Annotated in this window: 18 protein-coding genes; 10 read left to right on the top strand and 8 right to left on the bottom strand. The window is 61.8% G+C overall.

Annotated elements, in window-relative coordinates; genetic code table 11:
* Positions 1-78 precede the first annotated feature (78 nt).
* Positions 79-972, top strand: coding sequence for a LysR family transcriptional regulator (locus tag ABFB52_RS11790; RefSeq protein WP_085748314.1), 894 nt, complete (start codon positions 79-81; stop codon positions 970-972).
* On the opposite strand, the gene ABFB52_RS11785 is transcribed toward ABFB52_RS11790, so the two are convergent.
* Together ABFB52_RS11785 and ABFB52_RS11780 are read right to left on the bottom strand one after the other, a co-directional pair.
* The gene (locus tag ABFB52_RS11785) at positions 969-2,288 is read right to left on the bottom strand and encodes an Nramp family divalent metal transporter (RefSeq protein WP_129974022.1); all 1,320 of its coding nucleotides are present in this window, start codon (positions 2,286-2,288) and stop codon (positions 969-971) included. The genes ABFB52_RS11790 and ABFB52_RS11785 overlap by 4 nt on opposite strands.
* 76 nt (positions 2,289-2,364) lie before the next feature.
* Entirely contained in the window at positions 2,365-2,904 is a 540-nt protein-coding gene (locus ABFB52_RS11780) for a chalcone isomerase family protein (RefSeq protein ID WP_129974023.1), read from the bottom strand.
* A gap of 147 nt (positions 2,905-3,051) precedes the next feature.
* On the opposite strand from ABFB52_RS11780, the gene ABFB52_RS11775 reads away from it, so the two are divergent.
* Both ABFB52_RS11775 and ABFB52_RS11770 read left to right on the top strand, forming a co-directional pair.
* Positions 3,052-3,825: a hypothetical protein gene (locus tag ABFB52_RS11775; RefSeq protein WP_129974024.1), complete on the top strand. Its 774-nt coding sequence runs from the start codon at positions 3,052-3,054 to the stop codon at positions 3,823-3,825.
* Positions 3,826-3,911: 86 nt separating this feature from the next.
* Complete coding sequence (locus tag ABFB52_RS11770; protein ID WP_129974025.1) at positions 3,912-4,478, top strand: hypothetical protein; 567 nt, start codon at positions 3,912-3,914, stop codon at positions 4,476-4,478.
* Between the two features lie 3 nt (positions 4,479-4,481).
* Here the strand turns inward: ABFB52_RS11770 and ABFB52_RS11765 are convergent, their stop codons facing one another.
* The 4 genes from ABFB52_RS11765 to ABFB52_RS11750 form a co-directional block, all read right to left on the bottom strand.
* Entirely contained in the window at positions 4,482-5,198 is a 717-nt protein-coding gene (locus ABFB52_RS11765) for a prolyl oligopeptidase family serine peptidase (RefSeq protein WP_129974026.1), read from the bottom strand.
* A 66-nt stretch (positions 5,199-5,264) separates the two neighbouring features.
* Entirely contained in the window at positions 5,265-6,377 is a 1,113-nt protein-coding gene (locus ABFB52_RS11760; protein ID WP_102688457.1) for a succinylglutamate desuccinylase/aspartoacylase family protein, read from the bottom strand.
* 128 nt (positions 6,378-6,505) lie between these two features.
* Complete coding sequence (locus ABFB52_RS11755; RefSeq protein ID WP_007956251.1) at positions 6,506-7,285, bottom strand: ABC transporter substrate-binding protein; 780 nt, start codon at positions 7,283-7,285, stop codon at positions 6,506-6,508.
* Positions 7,286-7,539: 254 nt separating this feature from the next.
* Entirely contained in the window at positions 7,540-7,974 is a 435-nt protein-coding gene (locus ABFB52_RS11750) for a rhodanese-like domain-containing protein (protein WP_085748238.1), read from the bottom strand.
* Between the two features lie 100 nt (positions 7,975-8,074).
* Here ABFB52_RS11750 and ftrA point away from each other — a divergent pair, with 100 nt between their 5' ends.
* Complete coding sequence (ftrA, locus tag ABFB52_RS11745; protein WP_085748237.1) at positions 8,075-9,064, top strand: transcriptional regulator FtrA; 990 nt, start codon at positions 8,075-8,077, stop codon at positions 9,062-9,064.
* Here ftrA and cobF read toward each other — a convergent pair.
* Both cobF and ABFB52_RS11735 read right to left on the bottom strand, forming a co-directional pair.
* Positions 9,033-9,788, bottom strand: coding sequence for a precorrin-6A synthase (deacetylating) (gene cobF / locus ABFB52_RS11740; protein WP_129974027.1), 756 nt, complete (start codon positions 9,786-9,788; stop codon positions 9,033-9,035). The genes ftrA and cobF overlap by 32 nt on opposite strands.
* Complete coding sequence (locus tag ABFB52_RS11735) at positions 9,785-10,357, bottom strand: histidine phosphatase family protein (protein ID WP_129974028.1); 573 nt, start codon at positions 10,355-10,357, stop codon at positions 9,785-9,787. The genes cobF and ABFB52_RS11735 overlap by 4 nt, the downstream gene beginning before the upstream one ends.
* A gap of 320 nt (positions 10,358-10,677) precedes the next feature.
* Between ABFB52_RS11735 and ABFB52_RS11730 the strand changes: the two genes are divergently transcribed.
* From ABFB52_RS11730 to ABFB52_RS11705, 6 genes are all read left to right on the top strand, one after another.
* Complete coding sequence (locus tag ABFB52_RS11730; protein ID WP_011333500.1) at positions 10,678-11,532, top strand: MurR/RpiR family transcriptional regulator; 855 nt, start codon at positions 10,678-10,680, stop codon at positions 11,530-11,532.
* A gap of 2 nt (positions 11,533-11,534) precedes the next feature.
* On the top strand, positions 11,535-12,179 hold the full coding sequence (locus ABFB52_RS11725) for an isochorismatase family cysteine hydrolase (protein WP_129974029.1): 645 nt from the start codon (positions 11,535-11,537) through the stop codon (positions 12,177-12,179).
* Positions 12,176-13,507: a glutamine synthetase gene (locus tag ABFB52_RS11720; protein ID WP_102688451.1), complete on the top strand. Its 1,332-nt coding sequence runs from the start codon at positions 12,176-12,178 to the stop codon at positions 13,505-13,507. Before ABFB52_RS11725 ends, ABFB52_RS11720 begins: the two co-directional genes overlap by 4 nt.
* On the top strand, positions 13,491-14,243 hold the full coding sequence (locus ABFB52_RS11715) for an N-formylglutamate amidohydrolase (protein WP_129974030.1): 753 nt from the start codon (positions 13,491-13,493) through the stop codon (positions 14,241-14,243). Before ABFB52_RS11720 ends, ABFB52_RS11715 begins: the two co-directional genes overlap by 17 nt.
* Positions 14,244-14,330: 87 nt before the next feature.
* A complete protein-coding gene (locus tag ABFB52_RS11710; RefSeq protein ID WP_011333496.1) occupies positions 14,331-15,680 on the top strand; it encodes an APC family permease in 1,350 nt (449 codons plus the stop codon).
* 118 nt (positions 15,681-15,798) lie between these two features.
* Positions 15,799-16,815: an arginine N-succinyltransferase gene (locus ABFB52_RS11705; RefSeq protein WP_085748231.1), complete on the top strand. Its 1,017-nt coding sequence runs from the start codon at positions 15,799-15,801 to the stop codon at positions 16,813-16,815.
* Positions 16,816-16,868 lie beyond the last annotated feature (53 nt).

Raw genomic sequence — 16,868 nt, 5'->3', positions numbered from 1 at the left:
ATCTTGCGCTTGCCATTCCCACTTGATTAGCCGGTAATGTCTTGAATGATCTTCAAGCATCGCTATCAGGTCGAACCTATGGAAACCCTTGCCAATCTGGAATCTTTCGTCCGCAGCGCCGAGACCGGCAGCTTCTCCGCCGCCGCACGGTTGCTGGCGCTGACCCCGGCGGCGGTCAGTCGCAACGTGGCCATTCTTGAACGCAACCTCGGCGTGCGGCTGTTTCAACGCTCGACCCGCAAGCTGTCGTTGACCGAGGCAGGTGAAGGTTTTCTGGCGAGCATCGGCGGCAACCTCGACGCCTTGCAGGCCGCGATTGCGACGGTGGCGACCGAGCGCGGCGAGCCGGCAGGCGTGCTCAAGATCAGCCTGCCGCCGACGTTCGGCATCGATCACATGCTGCCGCTGCTGCCGGAGTTTCTGGCGCGCTATCCGCTGATTCGCCCGGAATGGCACTTCGAGAATCGTCAGGTGGATCTGATCGCCGAGGGCTACGACGTGGCGATTGGTGGCGGCTTCGAACTGACGCCCGGCGTGGTCGCCCGGCCATTGTCGTCCGCCGAAGTGCTGGCGGTGGCGTCGCCGACGTATCTGGCCGGCCGCACACTGCCGCGACATCCGGCTGATCTCGCCGATCACCACGGCATCGTCATGCGCGGCCTGCGCACCGGGCGCCTGCGCCAATGGCAGATGCACAACGAAGCCGGCGAACAGGCCAGCGCCCTGCTCAACCCGAACATCGTCCTGAATGACCCGATGGCCATGCGCACCGCGGCGTTGTTGGGTCTGGGCGTGACGATGCTGGTGCTGCCCGATGTCAGTGCGCAGATCGAACGCGGTGAACTGGTGCGACTGTTGCCCGACTGGCAATGCGATGCCGGCGCGATTTCGCTGTACTACCCCAGCCGCACTTTGCTGCCGGCCAAGACCCGGGTGTTCATTGATTTTGTGGTGGAAGCGTTTGGCCGTTAGGCCGCCAGCTGCAGAATCAACCAGGCATTCGCCCCGCTGATCACCACAAACAATCCCCACGCGAGCACCTTGGTCGGCAACCGGTTCACAAACGGCCCCATCAGTTGCTTGTCGTTGGTCATGCGAATCAGCGGATACAGCGCAAACGGCAATTGCAGGCTCAGCACCACCTGACTCAGCACCAGCAACTTGCCCACCGCGCCGTCGCCCATCAGCCACACGCCGATGAATGCCGGGATCAGCGCCAGCCCACGGGTGATCAGGCGTCGTTGCCAGCAGGGAATCCGCAGGTTCAGATAGCCTTCCATGATCACTTGCCCGGCGATGGTGCCGGTGAAGGTTGAGCTCTGCCCCGACGCCAGCAGCGCCACGCCGAACAGCACACTGGCCAGCGCGCCGCCCACCAGTGGATCGAGCAAGTGATAGGCGTCCTGGATGTCGACCACGTCGGTGTGCCCGGACTGATGAAAAGCGGCCGCCGCGAGTATCAGGATCGCCGCGTTGACCAGCAACGCCAGCGCCAGCGAACCGATGGTGTCGATGCGCGCCAGTTTCACCGCATCCTGCTTGCTGGCCAGATCCTTGCCGATCAGCCGCGTCTGCACGATCGAGGTGTGCAGGTACAGGTTGTGTGGCATCACCGTGGCACCGAGGATGCCGATAGCCAGGTACAACGGCGCAGCATCGCTGATCGCCGACAGCGACGGTGTGAAGCCTTGGGCGACATCCGGCCAGTACGGTTTGATCAGCAGCAACTCGACAAAGAAGCACGCGCCGATGGTGCCCACCAGCACCAGCATGATCGCCTCCAGCCGGCGGAAACCGCGGTTTTGCAGGGCCAGCACCAGCAACGTATCGAATGCGGTCAGGGCGATGCCGAACGTCAGCGAACAACCCAGTAACAGGTGAAACGCCAGCGCGCAGCCGAGCACTTCCGCAAGGTCGGTAGCGATGATCGAGATTTCCGCCAGCACCCATTGCAGCCGCGCCGTCGGGGTGCTGTAGCGTTCGCGGGACAGCTGCGCCAGATCGCGCCCGGTGGCGATGCCCAGCCGCGAGCACAGGCATTGCACAACCATGCCCGCCAGGCTCGCCAGCAATACCACGAACAACAGGCTGTAACCGAAGCGCGAACCGGCCTCGATGGCGGTGGCCCAGTTGCCCGGGTCCATGTAGCCGATCGACACCAGCAAACCGGGGCCGGCAAAGCGCAGCACGCGTTTGAAGAACGAGGCGTTGGGATCGACCGGAACACTGCCGGCCACTTCCGGCGGGCAGAACGGCGCCGTAGCGATTTTGGGCAAGCTGAATTTCACGCACACATCCAGAAACAAGTCGAAAGACGCAGCTTAGACGTTTCAGTCGGTGCGCCCAAGCGCAGATGTGCTGCGATCAGGGTTTGGCAGTACCCAGCAGTTGCTGGCGCAGTTCGGGATTGCGCGTGCGTGGATCCAGCCAGATATTGAAAAAAGCCTGGGCGAACAGAGGGTCATTGATCTCGTGCTGCAACTGTTGGCCAACAAAAAACCGCGCGCCCTGCCCTGGCAGATACACCCCGGTGATCCGCGTGCCGGCCTGCACGTCGACGAACGATTGCTGCATCTGGGCCTGCCACACCGCCAGTTGCGCAGGATTGATGGAGGCGCCTGCCAGGCGTTTGATCTCGTCGACGCTGGCCTTGACCAAATCTTCGCGGGACACGCTACGCCGATAGATCAGCTCCAGGGCGAAGGGCTGACCATCGGCCAATGGACGCGCGGCGCTCCACAACCGGGCGTTGTAAACGTCGAAACCGAACACGCTGAAATCGCCGGTGCCGATGATCTGCGCGCCGGGCACCGCGTCCTGCCAACTGGCCCAGGTGGGTGTCAGCAACAACGCCCACAAGCCGATCCCGCAGCATCCACGCAACAACTTCGGTGTATTGCTCATCGCGGTATCGACTCCGGTAAACCCTGATACTCAGAGCATAGTCGGCTATTGCGCTCGTCATTTTGTATACATGTTTTGCATGCATATACAGCAATCCGTGAACCACAGTGCTAACGTGGCCCTTATTGACCCGAAGGAGACACCTGCGTGCTGATCCTCAAACTGCTGCTGATTCCCGGTTTCCTGCTGCTGATTTCCCTCGCGGGCAAGCGTTGGGGCCCCAGCGTCGCCGGGTGGCTGTCGGGGTTGCCAGTGGTGGTCGGGCCGATTCTGTTTTTCCTCGCCATCGAGCAAGGCCCGGCGTTTGCCGCGCAATCGGCGGTGGCGGCGCTGTCGGCCATGTTTGCGATGATCGCGTTTTGCATCACTTACGCGCAGGTGGCGCAGCGGGCGAGCTGGCCGCTGGCGTTGGTGGTTTCTTTATCGGTCTGGGCCGTGCTGGCGTTGATCCTGTCGCTGATACCGGCCTCTCTGCCCTTCTCGATTGCCGCCGCTGCAACTGCCCTGCTTGCCGCGCCATACCTGTTTCCCAAGGTACAACCGGTGGTAAGTGGCCCGGCGCCGAAGTCGGACAAACTGGTCTGGCGGATGATCGCCGGGGCCGCGCTCACGCTGGTGGTGACGATGCTGGCCAGCACCGTCGGCGAGCGCTGGAGCGGTCTGCTCGCGGTGTTCCCGGTGCTCGGCAGCGTGATGGCGGTGTTTTCCCAGCAGACCCGTGGCCCGGCGTTTACCGCCGCGTTGTTGCGGGCGACAGCGACGGGGATGTATTCGTTTTCGGCGTTTTGTCTGGTGCTGGCGCTGACGGTTCCCAATCTGGGTTTCGGCGGTTTCGTGGTGGCCGTGGCCGTTTCGGTGGCGATGCTGGGCGTCACCCGGCAGTTGCTGGCCAAACCCGCGCCGGCACCGTCGCCGAACTGAACCCGCCCGGACAAACCGCTCTGGAGTGCCGGGTGTGCTCCGTGGGATGATCGCCGCCCAAGCGCGACCATCCCTCGGAGATTCGAATGTCATTGCTTAGCAAGAAAGCCGTCGTCCTGTTGTTGGCGGCGGTGGCCGGTTTCGGCGCCATCAATGCTCAGGCAGCCAAGGCCAAAGAGAAGGTTGTCACCGAGAAAGTCTCGATGCTCGACGGCAAATTCAGTTTTGTCCTGCCCAAGGGCTTTGTCGGCGACCCGCTGCCGGCCGGGCCGACCGGCGCCAAGGGCACCATGTACAGCAACGACGCCACCAAGACTGTGGTCATCGTCGCCGAAAACCAGATTCCCGAAGGCAACAACGTCAAGGACAACGACAGTGCATTCCTCGACGGCACCGTCTCCGATTTCATCGACGCCCAACGCAAGGCCCTGCCGGACTTCAACAAGCTCAGCGAAAAGAGCCTGACCCAGAAAGGTAACGGCCTGGGCTTGCGTCAGGTCGACAGCACCGCCACCCAGGGCGGCGGCCAGACTCTCAACACCACGTTGCTGGCCGGTTCCGGCACGCGCATGGCGCTGGTCCAGGTGATTTCCCGAGCCAGCGACAAGAGCGGTCACGAGGCACTGGTGAAAACCATCCTCAAGGAAAAGTGATCTTCACGGGTTGAGTTGCTGCAACCAGTCGTTCAAATCCCGAAGCTCGGCCGCACTGATGCTGTGGCCGACGCCGGGATAGGCATGAAATTGCGGTTTGTACGACAGCTTCTGCAACAACGCATCGGCCTCGGTGCCACCGCTGTAAGGCACACGGTCATCCGCCGTGCCGTGGCCGATGAAGATGTCCAGCGGCGGATGCTGCTGCTCTGATTTCAGCTCGCTCTTGAGCACCGGCAATACCCGCCCGCTCAACGCCGCGATGCCACCCACTACCGCCGGCTGCCGCAGCCCTACCTCGTAGGTCATCATCGCGCCCTGGCTGAAACCGATCAGGTACACCTTCTCCGGTTGCGCGTGATATTTCTGCGCCGCTGCGGCGATAAAGGCCCGCAGTTTCTGGCTGCTGGCCTTCAGATCATCCGTCTCGCCGTTGTAGGCACCTTCGCCTTTCTTGCGAAACCACTGGAAACGCCCTTCACCCAACGCCATCGGTGCCTGCACCGACAGGTAGTTGTACTGCTTGGGCAGCTGAAATTTCATACCGATCAAGTCTGCTTCGTTGCTGCCATAGCCATGCAGGAAAATCACCAGCGGACGCTGTTCGGCGTCCGGGTGAACCTGGGCCAGGTAGTTGAGCGGCAGATCGTTTTGCAGCGAGGTCTGAGCCTGAACGGCAGTGGACGCGAGCAGCGTCAACAGCGTAAACACCTTCAACATAAGCCTTCCTTCACACAGTGCAGGGTTCGGCGCAGAGCCTAACACTGTGATCCGGAGGATGGGGTGTCAGTCGTTGATCAGCTTGCCGACTCGAATCGGCTCGCGCCCCGCCACTTTCGCCTGCCAGATACCCGGCTGGGTGTAGCGACCGCGATCGATGGCGAACAACACGCCACTGGTGCCGGCACGCACGGTGGTCACGCGGTCGTTCAACGGATCGACCACTTCGAACAGCGCATCGCCGCGCTCGACCCACTCACCGGCATCGCGCAGGAAACTCACCACGCCGTGGTGCGGGGCGAACAGGTATTCGGTGCCTTCGAACGGCATGCCTTCGCAGCATTCCTGCGGCGCCTTCGGCCATTCGCCGCTGATGAAGCCTTGCTCGGCCAAAAAGCCCAGAATCGCCTCGCAATTGGCCTGAGCCTGATCGACGCGGGTGTCGCCCATGCTGCCCAGTTCCAGTGTGGTAGCGAGGTTGGCCGGTGGAATCGCAGCCTCCGGGAACATCCGCGCCAGGCGCAACCACGGCGAGGAGCAGGATTCATCGAACGAACTGCCACCGGAATCTTCACACAACAGCGCCACGCCAGCCTTCAGGCGTGCGGCGAGGGATCGCCACTGCGGCCAGTGCTGCGGCAAGGCGTAGATATGAATCGCGGCGTCGAAATCGCAATGCAGATCGAGGGTGATGTCGGCCTCACAGGCGTGGCGCAGCAACAGGCGGTGCAGCGCTTCCAGTTGCGACGCCGGCGCTGGCAACGCATCAAGCACCTGGCCCATGGTCTGGCGGATCAACGCAATGTTGGCTTGGGCATCACCACCCAACTGATGCCCGATGCGCTCGGCCACCGGCGCGCTGAGTTCGACGAAGGAGCGGTTGAAGTTCTTGCCGCTGCCCAGCTCGAAACGCCCCATGTGGCTGCCTTGCAGGTGCTGATCGAGGCCGATCGGGTTGGCCACCGGCACCAGTTCGATCACGCCTTGCAACTGGCCGTTGCTTTCCAGTTCGGCCAGGCGTTTTTTCAGCTCCCACGCGGTACGCATGCCCGGCAGTTCATCGGCGTGCAGGCTGGCCTGGATGTAGGCCTTGCGCGGGCCGGCGCCGTAACGGAACACGCTCAGGGAACGTTCGCTGCCCAAGTGGCTCCAGGGCAGAAGGTGGTCGATGCGTTGCATGGGGAACTCCGGAAATTCTGTAGTCGTTGCCGAGGCAATGACTGCATTGAAAATGTGCTGACAGGATAAATCACGGGCGAAAAAAAAGTGGCCACCGAATGAACGGGGCCACTTTTTTCTACGGCGTATTAATGGCCGTACACGTCAAAGTCGAAGTACTTGTCCTGCACTTGCTTGTACTTGCCGTTGGCGCGGATTTCGTTGATGGCGGTGTTGAATTTCTCAGCCAGCTCGGTATCGCCTTTACGCACTGCAATACCGGCGCCGCCGCCGAAGTACTTGGCGTCTTCGTAGGTCGGGCCGACGAATTCAAAGCCTTTGCCGGCGTCGGTTTTCAGGAAGCCGTCGCTCAGGTTGACCGAGTCGGCCAGCATCGCGTCGATACGACCGGACACCATGTCCAGGTTGGCCTCCTGCTGCGAGCCGTAACGCACCAGCTCGATGCCGGCCGGCACCAGTACTTCGGTGGCGTAGCGGTCGTGGGTACTGGCGCGCAGCACGCCGACTTTCTTGCCTTTGAGCTCAACCAGCGGGTCTTTCACGCCCGAGCCTGCCTTCATCACGAAGCGCGCCGGGGTGTGGTAGTACTTGATGGTGAAATCGACGTTTTTCTTGCGGTCGTCAGTGATGGTCATCGAGGACAGGATCGCGTCGATCTTCTTCACTTTCAGCGCCGGGATCAGGCCGTCGAACTCTTGCTCGACCCAGGTGCATTTGACTTTCATCTGCTCACACAGCGCATCGCCGATGTCCACGTCGAAACCGGCCAGTTTGCCGTCAGGGGTTTTCATCGAGAATGGCGGGTAACCGGCTTCGATACCGATACGGATCGGTTTGGCGTCTTCGGCCACGGCGGTCAGGGACAACATCGACAGTGCCAGGGCACCGAACATAACCAGCTTTTTCATTTATTACTCCCGTGTGCGGAGGCTTTTATTGGCAGCTTTCGATTGTCAGGTTCGGTCTTGGGCTGTACAGCGCAAAAAAACCGAAGTGGCCGGCAGTCTATGGCGGCGCGCACGGGGCAAATTGTGTTTAAGCGACAAATACTTACAGAAAATCGGCGAGTGCCATCACGTGGGAAAAGTGTGCGCCAGAGCGGTGCAAGGGTTGTAGGACAAAGCCGACAAAAGGTGCCGCCGAAGCGGCAACCTTCTGGCTATCAGCAGTCGCAAGCGATCGGCGCAGTGGCGACGCGCGCTGTCGCAACACTCAACTGGAAGCCTTCATCCAGCCACCCGGTCACCCCGCCGATCATCTCCTTGACCGGATAACCCAACGCCGCCAGCTTCACCGCAGCTTTGTTGGCACCATTGCAGTGGGGACCGGCGCAATAAACCACGAAAAGCGTGTTTTTCGAGTAGTCCACCAACCCTTCCGCCGTCAGCAAACGCCCCGGAATATTGATCGCTCCCGGCACATGTCCACGTTCGTAGGCCAACGGCCCGCGCACGTCCACCAGCACAAAGTCGACATCACCGGCTTCCTGGCTGCTGAAGACGTCGGAACAATCGGTTTCAAAGGTCAGACGGTTGCTGAAATGCATCAGGGCAATGGCCGAAGGCGCTGCAGGGATTTCGCGAACCAGGCTGGGCATGTTGAATCACTCCTTTGTCGGTGGGGATGAACAGACTTTATCGGGCCGTCGCTTGCCGCTACAGTGGCGCACAAGACACTCACCGGGAATTTTCCGCCAAATGCCTGATTCACCTGGATTGGTCGCGATTCTGGCCTACGACGGCCTCTGCACATTTGAATTCGGCATCGCCGTGGAGATCTTCGGCCTGGCCCGGCCGGAGTTCGACTTTCCGTGGTACGAGCACTGCATTGCGGCGGTCGATCAAGGCCCGATGCGCGCCATGGGCGGGATCCAGGTGCTGGCCGATGGCGGTCTGGAATTGTTGGCGGATGCGCGCACCATCATCATTCCTGGATGGCGCGACCGCAGTGCACCGGTGCCGGAAGTCTTGCTCGAAACATTGCGTGACGCGCATTCACGCGGCGCTCGGTTGCTGTCGATCTGCTCCGGTGTGTTTGTGTTGGCAGCAAGCGGCCTGCTCGACGGGCATGGCGCCACCACTCATTGGCGCTACACCTCGGAGCTTGCCGAGCGCTTCCCGGCCATCGATGTCGATCCTGATGTGCTTTACGTCGATTCCGGCCAATTGATCACCTCCGCCGGCAGTGCAGCGGGGATCGACGCCTGCCTGCACCTGGTGGCGCGGGACTTCGGCACCCAGATCGCCAACTCGGTGGCGCGGCGGCTGGTGATGTCGCCGCAGCGCACCGGCGGTCAGGCGCAATTCATTCCGACGCCGGTCAGCCCGACGCCGCGCAGCGACCTGTCGCGCGTGATGCAGTGGGCCCGCGAGCGCCTGCACGAACCGCTGGAAGTGCGCGATCTGGCCAGCGAAGCGGCGATGAGCGAACGCACCTTCCTGCGAAAATTCAGCGAAGCCAGCGGCCAGTCACCCAAGGCCTGGCTGCAACACGAACGCCTGGCCCGGGCCCGGGAATTGCTGGAAAGCACGCCGCAGAACACCGAACAGATTGCCCTGCGCTGTGGCTATCGGTCGGTGGAGAGCTTTCGTGTGGCGTTTCGCAGCGTGGTCGGGGTGCCGCCGTCGGTGTATCGCGAACGCTTTGGTCGCGAGATCAAGGCTTGCGCAGAAGATAGGTGTCCATGATCCAGCCATGCTCGGCCCGCGCAGCCTTGCGTACCCGTTCTATCTCATCGGCAACGTCGCCGAGCTTGCCATGGATGAGGATTTCGTCCGGCGTGCCGAGGTAGGCGCCCCAGTAGATCTCTGTCTCCTGATCCGTCACCTGATGGTAGGAATCTTCGGCGTCGAGCATCACCACCAGACTGTCCGTGTCACTCACCTGCCCTGCCGCCAGGCGTCGGCCGGTGGTGATTTCAATCGAGCGGCCGATGGTGTTCAACGGCACCTTGTGTTGTGCCGCCAGGGCCTGAACGCTGGTGATGCCGGGAATGACTTCAAATTCAAACGCGCATCGCCCCGAATCCAGAATCGCCTGCAGGATACGAATGGTGCTGTCGTACAGCGCTGGATCGCCCCACACCAGAAAACCGCCGCACTGCCCGTCAGCCAATTCGTCACTGATCAGGCGTTCAAAGGTTTGCTGCTTGGCGCGGTTCAGATCATCGACGCTGGCGCTGTAGTCCACATCGCCGCGCTCGCGCTCCGGGCTGTGGGCTTCGGCGAAACGGTACGTACGATCGCTGATGTAGCGCTCGCAGATTTCTCGCCGCAGGTCGATCAGCTTGTCCTTGCTACGGCCCTTGTCCATCAGGAAAAACACGTCCACCCGGTTCAGCGCCTTCACCGCCTGCATCGTGATGTAGTCCGGGTTGCCGGCACCGATGCCGATCACCAGCAATCGCTTCATTGCTCTGCTCCTTCCACGCTCATGCCGGACAAGCGTAGTCGCCAGCGCCCGGCAAACCGCAGATCGACCACCGCCAGCGGCTCGACATCGATGCTGTGAAACGCCTCGCCCTGCACGACCTGCATCAATGCAGCACGAATCACGAACGGATGGGTAACCGCCACCACGTGCCCCGGCGTGGCTTGCAGTGAAACCAGCCACGCGGCCACTCGCTCGCGCAGTTGCGCCACCGACTCGCCACCATGGGGTGCGGCGTGCGGATCGTCGAGCCAGGCTTGCAATGCCTCGGGTTCGTTCCGCTGCAAATCCTTTATCGACTGACCTTGCCAGCGTCCCCAGTCGCAATCACGCAGGGCCTGATCAATATGTATGTCGTGGCCAAACCACGCCGCCGTCTGGCGAGTGCGCAGTTCCGGGCCGCAAATCAACCGTGACGCAGTGTCCAGACGCGAAGCCAGCGAGTCGGACGCCAGCGCCACGTCTTCAACAGGCTCGTTCGTAGGAAAACACGCCAATTTTTGTGCGACTGTTCTGGCATGGCAGATCAAGGTCAAACGGGTGGTCTGCACGGGAGGCTACTCGGCTGAAAGACAGGACGGTCATCGACATAATCGCTGATGAAGCGGCAATTGTGCCGTAAACCGGGATGCTCCGGGCGAGTCGATTGGATGATCCGAGCGTGTGAAAGCGGCAATGTCTGACACCATTATGGGCAATGGACTACAAAACTGGTCGACATACGTGTAACCCTTGCGTTACGGGCATCCCGCCTCATTTTGGGGCCTGATTTAAACGCGGAAAAATTCGCTAGACATGTAGCGTCAGTTACATAAATACTGTTTTAACGGATTGTGAAGCGAATTCAACACCCCATCCAGCAGGAGCCCGGATGCCCCCTTTAAGAGACCTGATCACCGACCCCGGCCTTGACCTGACGCCGTCGGAGCGCAAAGTCGTTCGCGCCTTGCTCGATCAGTATCCACGCAACGGGCTTGGCCCGATGGCGCGCCTGGCCGAACATGCCGGCGTCAGCGATCCGACCATCGTGAGGCTGGTGAAAAAGCTCGGCTTCGGTGGTTACGCCGAATTCCAGGACGCCCTGCTCAGTGACATGGACCATCGCCTGCGCTCGCCGCGCACTCTGTTGCAGCCGCGCTCGCATCAGAACAAGGACGATGCCTGGAGTCATTATCTGGCTCATAGCCACAACCTGCTGGCCGAAACCCAGGCCCTGACCCAGCCGGAAGATGTGCGAATTCTGGCCGACTGGCTGCTCGACACCCGCCATCAGGTCTACTGCTTCGGCGGACGCTTCAGCAGTTTGATGGCGACTTACCTGCTCAATCATTTGCGTCTGCTGCGCCCCGGTTGCTTTGCGCTGGAAGACAACGCGCAACTGCCCGACCGCCTGTTCGACCTGCAACGTCAGGACGTGGTGCTGGTGTTCGACTATCGCCGCTACCAGACCCAGGCCCTGCGCGTGGCGAGCGCGGCGAAGAACAGCAACGCCCGCGTTGTGCTGTTCACCGACATCTACGCCTCACCGCTGCGCGAGCTGGCCGACATGATCATCAGCGCCCCGGTGGAGTCGGCCTCGCCGTTCGACACCATGGTCCCGGCGCTGGCCCAGGTTGAAGCATTGATTGCTTGCCTGACTCTGCGTAGCCCGGACCTGGCCGATCGCCTGGAAGGCATCGATGCCCTGCGCAACGACTTCGACACCCATTTGCTGGAGGATAAATAAGGATGTTCAGCCTTCCCCATCGCTCGCCACGGGACCTGCCGTTTGTCACCGATCACACCGCCCTGTTGCTGGTGGACATGCAGCGCGCCTGGCTCGAGCCGCAGTTCGACCCGCACCTCGAAGGCCCGGACGCCGCGTATTTCCTCAACCGCACGCGCTCGCAAGTGGTACCCAATCAGGTTCGCCTGCTCAACGCCTTCCGCGAAGCACGGCAGAACGTGCTGCACACCCTGATCGAAAGCCTGACCGCCGATGGCCGTGACCGCTCGCTGGATCACAAGCTGTCGGACATGCACCTGCCCAAGGGCAGCCCGCAGGCACAGGTCATCGCCGAACTGACCCCGGCGGAAAACGAAATCGTGCTGCCGAAGACCTCTTCCGGGGTCTTCAACTCGACCAACATCGACTACGTGCTGCGCAATCTGGAAACCCGCCACCTGATCATCGCCGGAATTGTCACCGACCAGTGCGTCGACATGGCCGTGCGCGACGCCGCCGACCGTGGCTACCTCGTCACTCTGGTGGCGGACGCCTGCGCGACCTACACCGAAGCACGTCACGACGCCTGCCTGAACGCGATCAAGGGCTACTGTTGGATCACCGACACCGACACCGTGCTCGGTCGGTTGCAGGAGATGCAGCCATGAGCGAACGCCTGTCACCGTTGCCGATGACCACCATCGTCACCACCGACCTGATCGGCGTCACCCGTGGCCGTTCGTTTCCCACCGATGAGCTGGAGCATTATCAGGCCGCCGGTTGTGGCTGGGTGCCAGCCAACAGCGCGCTGACGCCGCAGGACATCATCGCTTCGACCAGTCCGTGGGGCGCGTATGGCGACCTGCGGCTGATTCCCGATCTGGCCAGCCGCGTCACCGTCGGCAACGGCCCGGACGCCACAGCACCTGCGCTGGATTTCATTCACGGCGATATCCGCGAAACCGATGGCCGGCCGTGGGCCACCTGCCCGCGCACCCTGTTGCGCAACGAGGTCGAGCGCTATCGCGATGAGCTCGGCTTGCAGGTCAACGCCGCGTTCGAACACGAATTCAACCTGCACGCCGGGTTTGCCGAACATCTGGCGTTCTCGCTGGAAGCCCAACGCCAAGGTGCGGAATTCGGTGGCTGGCTGCTCAGTGCGTTGCGCGCCGGTGGCGTCGAGCCGGAAATGTTCCTGCCCGAATACGGCAAGCATCAATACGAAATCACCTGCCGCCCAACCCTTGGCGTGGCGGCGGCGGATCGCGCGGTCAACGTGCGCGAGATCACTCGCGAAATCGCCCGGCAGATGGGTCTGGATCTGAGCTTTGCGCCAAAAACTGCTGCCGACGCGGTGTGCAACGGCGTACACCTGCACGTCAGCCTGCTCGATCTGGCCGGTCAGCCGATGCTCTACGACGCCGGCACCAGCAATGGCCTGTCGACCCTCGGCCAGCACTGGGCGGCGGGTGTGCTGCATTACTTACCGGCGCTGTGCGCATTCACTGCACCGACGCCGGTGTCGTATGAACGCTTGCAGCCGCACCACTGGAGCGCTTCCTACGCTTGCCTCGGCCAGCAGAATCGCGAAGCGGCGCTGCGGATCTGCCCGACCGTGAGCCTGGGGAACAAACCCGTGGCGAAGCAATACAACCTTGAGTTCCGCGCCATGGACGCCACCGCCTCGCCGCATCTGGCAATGGCCGCGCTGCTGATCGCCGGACGCCTGGGGATCGAGCAACGTCTGGCGCTGAACGCGATCACCGATGAAATCCCCGATTCACTCAACGACGAACAACGCAAGGCCCGGGGCATCGTTGCCCTGCCCGCCTCCCTGGCCCAGGCACTGGATTGCCTGCGTCGCAGTGAAGCGCTGGTCGAAGCGCTGCCAAGCGCGTTGCTCGAAACCTTTTTCGCCCTTAAAACCGAGGAACTGGCGCTGACGGAACAGCTCTCGCCCGCTGATCTTTGTGAGCACTATGCACGCCTGTACTGAATCCGTTGAGCTTGGGTTGTACACCCGACCGGTCTACAACCTGAGCCGTGAAGATTCGACGCACCCGCTGATTCTGGTGTGCGAACACGCCAGCCGTTACATCCCCGAGGCCCTGAACAATCTGGGCCTGGATGACACGGCGGCGCGCGAACACATCGCCTGGGACATCGGAGCCCTGGCGCTGGCCGAGCAACTGTCGGAGCAACTGGGTGCAACTCTGCTGAGCGCCAACTATTCGCGCCTGCTGATCGACCTCAACCGCCCGCGGCATGCGCCCGACAGCATACCGGCGCAGAGCGAGATCTATCAGGTGCCGGGCAACCGCGAGCTCGACGAGGCCACCCGCGAATACCGTCGCCAGTGCCTGTTCAAGCCGTTTCACACACGGCTGCAACAACTGATCGATGCACGTCTGGCCGAAGGTCGGCCGGTACGGGTGGTAGGGATTCACAGTTTCACCCCGGTGTACTACGGCCAGCCGCGCGAGCTGGAGGTCGGCGTGCTGTTCGGTCAGGCCCGGGCCTATGCCCAACGGATGCTCGACGGTCTGGAACGACACCCGCTGAAAGTCGCCGGCAACCAGCCGTACAGGATTGACCCACTGGGCGACATGACCGTGCCGGTACACGGCGATGCCCGGGGCCTGGAGTCGGTGTTGATCGAAGTGCGCAACGATCTGCTGCGCAGCCCGGAAGCGGTGACTCGCTGGGCGAATTATCTGGCTCCATTGCTGTAAGGATTGTTGTAACCACTGCTGACGCTGTAAACGACGGACCGATATAACAACTAAAACGACCGATTGGCTGACAAGGAGTTGCGCTTCATGGAAATAGAAGAGTTCGGCTACAAACAGGAGTTGAAACGTAGCCTGACACTGACCGATCTGGTGGTGTACGGGATGATCTTCATGATCCCCATCGCCCCGTTCGGCGTGTATGGCTACGTCAACGCCGAGGCACCGGGGATGGTGCCTCTGGCGTACATCATCGGCATGGTGGCGATGGTGTTCACCGCTCTGAGTTACGGCAGCATGGCCCGGGCCTTTCCGATTGCCGGATCGGTGTATTCCTACGCGCAACGGGGCCTGAATCAACACGTCGGCTTCATCGCCGGCTGGCTGATGCTGCTCGATTACCTGCTGATTCCGCCGCTGCTTTACGTCTACGCGGCGATGGCGCTCAACCATTTGTACCCGGACATTCCGAAAGTCGGCTTCATTCTGGCGTTCCTGGTCAGCGCGACCTTCGTCAACCTGCGCGGCATCACCTTTACCGCTCGCATGAACATTGTGTTCCTGCTGGCGCAACTCGTGGTGCTGGGCATTTTCCTGTTCTATGCCTGGAATGCCCTGCACAACGGTGGCGGCAACGGCCAGTTGACCCTCGCGCCGCTGTATCACCCGGAAACCTTCAACTTCGCCCTGCTGATGCAAGCGGTGTCGATTGCGGTGCTGTCGTTCCTCGGTTTCGATGCGATCTCTACGCTTGCCGAAGAGATCAAGGGCGATCCGGGCCGCAGTGTCGGCAAAGCGGCGCTGATCACGCTGGTGGTGATGGGGGTGATTTTCGTCGCACAAACCTGGATCGCTACCGATCTGGCAGCCGGCATGGGCTTCAAATCCGCCGACACCGCGTTCTATGAAATCGCCGAAATCGCCGCTGGCAGCTGGCTCGCAACCTTGACCGGTGTGGCCACGGCGCTGGCCTGGGGCGTGGCGGTGGCGATCACTTCGCAAGCCGCGGTCTCGCGCCTGCTGTTCGGCATGGCCCGCGACGGCAAGCTGCCGAAAGTGCTGGCCAAGGTGCACCCGAAACACAACACGCCGTACCTGAGCATTTATCTGGTGGCCGTGCTGTCGCTGGTGATCTGCTACCTGTTCATCAATTCGGTGGACACCCTGACTTCGCTGGTCAACTTCGGCGCCCTGAGCGGCTTCATGCTGCTGCACCTGACCGTGATCAATTACTACTGGCGCCGGCAGAAATCCGGCCAGGTGATCCGTCACCTGATCTGCCCGGTGATCGGCTTCATCATCGTCGCGGCCATCATGTACAACATGGGCGTCGATGCACAGAAACTCGGCCTGATCTGGATCGCACTGGGTCTGGTGTACCTGTTCTTCCTGAACAAGCTCGGCGCCAGTACCGCGCTGCCTGACCCGAGCAATGGCTGACAAGAAAAAGAGCGGCGTCTGACAACAAATCAGGCGACCGCCGCTTTAACGCGTGGAAACCGACAGTGATAGTCAGGTTCGGCGAATGGGCCGAACCTTTTGATACAGGAGTGCATCCATGCTGGTCTTACGCCCAGTCGAGCCAAACGACCTGCCTCAATTGCAACAATTGGCGCGCGACAGCCTGGTGGGCGTCACGTCCCTGCCGGACGATAGCGAACGTCTTAGCGAAAAAATCGCCGCGTCCTGTGCCTCGTTCGACAGCGATGCGGCGGCTCAGGGCCCGGAGAATTACTTCTTCGTGCTGGAGGACATCGACAGCCATCGACTGGTCGGCTGCTCGGAAATCCTCGCCACCGCAGGTTTCAACGAGCCGTTTTACAGCCTGCGCAACCGCCACTTCACCAGCGCCTCGCGGGAGCTGAACATCGAGCACGGCGTGCCGGCGCTGTCGCTGTGTCACGACCTCAGCGGGCATACGCTGCTGCGCGGTTTTCACATCGATGAAGCGCTGGTGCGCACGCCGTTTTCCGAATTGCTGTCGCGGGCACGCCTGCTGTTCATCGCCGCCCACGCGCCGCGATTTGCCGAAGCGGTGATCACCGAAATCGTCGGCTACAGCGACGAGCAAGGCCATTCACCGTTCTGGGATGCGCTGGGCAAACATTTCTTCGACCTGCCCTACGTCGAAGCCGAGCGCCTGTGCGGCTTGCAGAGCCGTACGTTTCTCGCCGAACTGATGCCGCAATACCCGATCTACGTGCCGATGCTGCCGCAAGCCGCGCAGGACTGCATCGGCCGCATCCACCCGGACGGTCAGGAAGCCTTCGACATCCTCGAGCGCGAGGGTTTTGAAACCAACAGCTACATCGATCTGTTCGATGCCGGCCCGACCTTGTATGCACGCACCGCCAACATCCGTTCGATCGCGCAGAGCCAGACAGTCACGGTTCAGGAGGAACCCCTGATCGATGCTCGCGGTCGCTATCTGGTGAGCAACGATGCTCTGCATGGCTTTCGGGCGGTGGTCGCCGAGCTGGATTTCCAGCCCGGTCAGCCCCTGGCGCTCGATCCGGCCCTGTGCGCGGCGCTCAACGTCCGCGCTGGCGGCACGATCCGGTTGATCGCCCTGTGAACCGCGCCCCTACCCAACGACAGTGCCCGAGCTGGCGCGCAAAAGGAGTTGCA

The organism is Pseudomonas sp. 9.2(2024) (assembly GCF_039695385.1).
Lineage (GTDB): Bacteria > Pseudomonadota > Gammaproteobacteria > Pseudomonadales > Pseudomonadaceae > Aquipseudomonas > Aquipseudomonas paraglycinae.
Note: the sequence above shows the minus strand (reverse complement) of the source record. Positions and strands in the feature narration are given on the sequence as shown.

What these genes read in the sequence shown, in the direction of transcription:
- ABFB52_RS11780 (WP_129974023.1), bottom strand. Translation starts at nt 2,904, where the DNA reads ATGAGCAATACACCGAAGTTGTTGCGTGGATGCTGCGGGATCGGCTTG.
- ABFB52_RS11725 (WP_129974029.1), top strand. Translation starts at nt 11,535, where the DNA reads ATGTTCAGCCTTCCCCATCGCTCGCCACGGGACCTGCCGTTTGTCACC.
- ABFB52_RS11730 (WP_011333500.1), top strand. Translation starts at nt 10,678, where the DNA reads ATGCCCCCTTTAAGAGACCTGATCACCGACCCCGGCCTTGACCTGACG.
- ABFB52_RS11710 (WP_011333496.1), top strand. Translation starts at nt 14,331, where the DNA reads ATGGAAATAGAAGAGTTCGGCTACAAACAGGAGTTGAAACGTAGCCTG.
- ABFB52_RS11705 (WP_085748231.1), top strand. Translation starts at nt 15,799, where the DNA reads ATGCTGGTCTTACGCCCAGTCGAGCCAAACGACCTGCCTCAATTGCAA.
- ABFB52_RS11790 (WP_085748314.1), top strand. Translation starts at nt 79, where the DNA reads ATGGAAACCCTTGCCAATCTGGAATCTTTCGTCCGCAGCGCCGAGACC.
- cobF (WP_129974027.1), bottom strand. Translation starts at nt 9,788, where the DNA reads ATGAAGCGATTGCTGGTGATCGGCATCGGTGCCGGCAACCCGGACTAC.
- ftrA (WP_085748237.1), top strand. Translation starts at nt 8,075, where the DNA reads ATGCCTGATTCACCTGGATTGGTCGCGATTCTGGCCTACGACGGCCTC.
- ABFB52_RS11770 (WP_129974025.1), top strand. Translation starts at nt 3,912, where the DNA reads ATGTCATTGCTTAGCAAGAAAGCCGTCGTCCTGTTGTTGGCGGCGGTG.
- ABFB52_RS11715 (WP_129974030.1), top strand. Translation starts at nt 13,491, where the DNA reads ATGCACGCCTGTACTGAATCCGTTGAGCTTGGGTTGTACACCCGACCG.
- ABFB52_RS11755 (WP_007956251.1), bottom strand. Translation starts at nt 7,285, where the DNA reads ATGAAAAAGCTGGTTATGTTCGGTGCCCTGGCACTGTCGATGTTGTCC.
- ABFB52_RS11720 (WP_102688451.1), top strand. Translation starts at nt 12,176, where the DNA reads ATGAGCGAACGCCTGTCACCGTTGCCGATGACCACCATCGTCACCACC.
- ABFB52_RS11765 (WP_129974026.1), bottom strand. Translation starts at nt 5,198, where the DNA reads ATGTTGAAGGTGTTTACGCTGTTGACGCTGCTCGCGTCCACTGCCGTT.
- ABFB52_RS11760 (WP_102688457.1), bottom strand. Translation starts at nt 6,377, where the DNA reads ATGCAACGCATCGACCACCTTCTGCCCTGGAGCCACTTGGGCAGCGAA.
- ABFB52_RS11750 (WP_085748238.1), bottom strand. Translation starts at nt 7,974, where the DNA reads ATGCCCAGCCTGGTTCGCGAAATCCCTGCAGCGCCTTCGGCCATTGCC.